At 35.8% G+C, this 2,652-nt stretch carries 3 protein-coding genes and 1 pseudogene; all 4 read right to left on the bottom strand.

Translation table 11 applies throughout. The features are described 5' to 3' along the window. Positions 1 to 203: 203 nt before the first annotated feature. Entirely contained in the window at positions 204 to 668 is a 465-nt protein-coding gene (locus P5674_RS24090; RefSeq protein ID WP_014276602.1) for a hypothetical protein, read from the bottom strand. Between the two features lie 193 nt (positions 669 to 861). After that, positions 862 to 1,503, bottom strand: a complete 642-nt coding sequence (locus P5674_RS24085) for a hypothetical protein (protein ID WP_014274194.1) — start codon at positions 1,501 to 1,503, stop codon at positions 862 to 864. 80 nt (positions 1,504 to 1,583) lie between these two features. Beyond that, positions 1,584 to 1,829 carry a hypothetical protein gene (locus P5674_RS24080; RefSeq protein WP_014274315.1) on the bottom strand — a complete coding sequence of 82 codons (246 nt, stop codon included), beginning with the start codon at positions 1,827 to 1,829 and terminating at the stop codon, positions 1,584 to 1,586. Between the two features lie 118 nt (positions 1,830 to 1,947). Next, positions 1,948 to 2,652, bottom strand: a pseudogene (locus tag P5674_RS24075) (hypothetical protein); the annotation flags it as partial.

Here is a 2,652-nt window from a genome sequence, read left to right as displayed (position 1 = left end):
CGAAATTGGAACTTTGATATATAGGGAATGACCGATATACATCAAGGGGGTTAACGTGATGTTTCGTAGGTTAAGCCTAACCTCGGACCAATGACGTGGTATCATGCTATAATTTCCTAATGCTTAGTGGCTACCGCTTATGTGCTTTTAAAATAGAGTCCCTAAAAAATTTACACATAAGCGGTTTTGTTTTTGGTGTGGGATTAATCTAACCAACTAGAAAATGGGTTGACTTCATTATCTTCATCCTCTAAATCACTCTCAGAGCCCAATAGATGGTCTTCTAGTGCATTAATATCATCCTGTATGGCTCCCGTAACCTTACGAGGTAGCTTTACTCCACCTGCTTTTAATAGCGTCAGGATTGCGTTGGTGACTCGTTTAAGTGTGGCAATCTCTGAATATGTCAGATAAAAGGTATTTGAGTTGATAATCTCCGACGTTTGGAGTTTGTTGGTCAATGATTGAATTAATGAAGTTTTGGGGTAAGGAAGGTAAGTATTAACCAACTCCAGAAACTTAGTAAACTGATTAAACCGACTCAACGTCTCTATGTATTCTGTAGGAGTCAATACTTTATTAGTATTGACATTAGTTACATTTTCTACAGTTACGCTACCTTCAATTGATTCTGTAACTGTATAGTTACCTTGCTCTTTTGAATTCACTGTATTTAATTAAAATTATCTTATCTAATTAATTTATTAAAAATAAACATAAATTATACAATTTACACTTATTTATAAAAATATCAAGTATTACATTAAGTATATATAGAATGTACAAATAATAACCAATACAAAAAACTCGTTAATCCTATTTTGTGATTTAACGGGTATATAATTAGCAACAAGATAGTTATTATGGTTTGTTGCCTGTTTTCTCAGGTAAAGCGCTAAGGTTTCCTTGTACTTGATTAGGTGCTTCAGTTTTACCTGTGGTTAGTTCTCCTAGGTTATCGAGGGTAATTTCAGATTCAGCCGGAATACGAAACATTGAGTTATAGGTTCTAATACTCGCGGGTTTTTTGCTCCAGTAATGAGCAAAAACATATAGCAAAGAATTAATCGAGAAAATTTGAGGAACTTTTAAACCAATAAATCTTAGCTTCCTATCACCCGCGTTAGTTCCTGATGTGCGATATGTTCTCCATACTCCACCCATAGAGGCAGGAGCTTCTACAAAAATCTTTGTGTACTCTATACGTTTCCATGACCTAACTCTAGCCCCTGGTATGATATTACGCCTATTAGCATTAGTTGATGTAGTTCCACTAACGGGAGGTCTCCAGATAGTTAAGTCTCGCACCAGGACGGGTTCCTGTGTTACGGCGTTATCGGATAGCGTATAAAGCAGCAACATAGGCATTGGGATAACATACTTTGATGTCTTGTCTACTGGAGCCTCAACCATCAAACTCCTGCCGATACAAGTGCCTTTCGGTTCCGCTAGTTTAGCAACAAAATTTGCTTTATATTTATCGTAAGCATCATTTAATGGCATAATTTAACCTCATTAATTATCAAACAAAACCTTAGATAGGTAGACATTAACACTATTGTTGTCTACCTAGTTAATGAACCCTAGTCAACAAAAACAGCAATAGCTTCTACATCGATAGAGCCATTAGTAGCATCCAAAACATCATCAGTAGGGATTGTTAGGGATACTGTCACAGCTCCAGTTGCCATGTTGCGGGTATAAGCTGTAACTACCGTTACACCATTAGGGTTTCTAGTTGCGTTTATCTGTGCACGTTGAACTTGCTCGATAACTTCTAGCAATTGGTGTTCGAGAGTGGCACCATTAAGAGTTACTGGACTAGCCATAATCATCACCTTTAATCAGTTAATACATAGAGCCTAGCATCATTAACTGAATTTGTCTGTTAACTATTTGATATATCAGATGCTACATATATGTAGCTTCTATTCAATGAAAACTACATTAAGCTGTAGTTGGTGGCTGACTCCCAGTTTTCATTTCTAACGACGTTCTAGTAGCTGTTCTGATTGCGTCATCTACCCACTTAGGTTTCTTCTCAAAATGTAAAGGAATTTTTACTTTAGACTTCCTAGGGTCTTTGTACATTGCCAAAACACTATTCTCTCCCATATCGATTTTGGCTTGTTCAAATTTATCAATTAATTCCCAGTTAAGTATTTTCACTTCACTGATATACATTTTGCTCTCTTTGATTCTTTTCGCATTTTCCCTACCGCCAAAACCTTTCCTTTCCTCAAATAGTAAAGGATAAACAATTGAAGAATTTGTTAATTGTACTAAATCCTTACAAATTCTTTCAGCGTCAGATTTAGAGCTTTCATTCACAAAAAATGAAAATTTCCTACCATTTCGCATATTGCAGGTTACTTTGATATTGCCTTTTGTGAACGCTGATTTACTAGGTTGAGTAAATATCCTTTGTAATTTATCCCAGGTTATTTCGTGTCTTTCTACTGATGGGAGTTCTATTTGAGTTTTTTGTAGTTTTGACCGTCTTTCCTTAGTCCAATATGGAGGTTTTTCGTAATTGTACAAAATGAAGGTTAACTGAATTTTTAAATTACTGCTATTCGGAACTTCAGAGATATCACCCGACCCTACAAATTGACCAATATCTCTATTTCCTAATATCTCAGTTTGAGCTAA

The organism is Limnospira sp. PMC 289.06 (assembly GCF_032350395.1).
Lineage (GTDB): Bacteria > Cyanobacteriota > Cyanobacteriia > Cyanobacteriales > Microcoleaceae > Limnospira > Limnospira platensis.
Note: the sequence above shows the minus strand (reverse complement) of the source record. Positions and strands in the feature narration are given on the sequence as shown.

Excerpts from the sequence above, each read along its gene's own strand:
- P5674_RS24085 (WP_014274194.1), bottom strand. The coding sequence starts at position 1,503 with ATGCCATTAAATGATGCTTACGATAAATATAAAGCAAATTTTGTTGCT.
- P5674_RS24080 (WP_014274315.1), bottom strand. The coding sequence starts at position 1,829 with ATGGCTAGTCCAGTAACTCTTAATGGTGCCACTCTCGAACACCAATTG.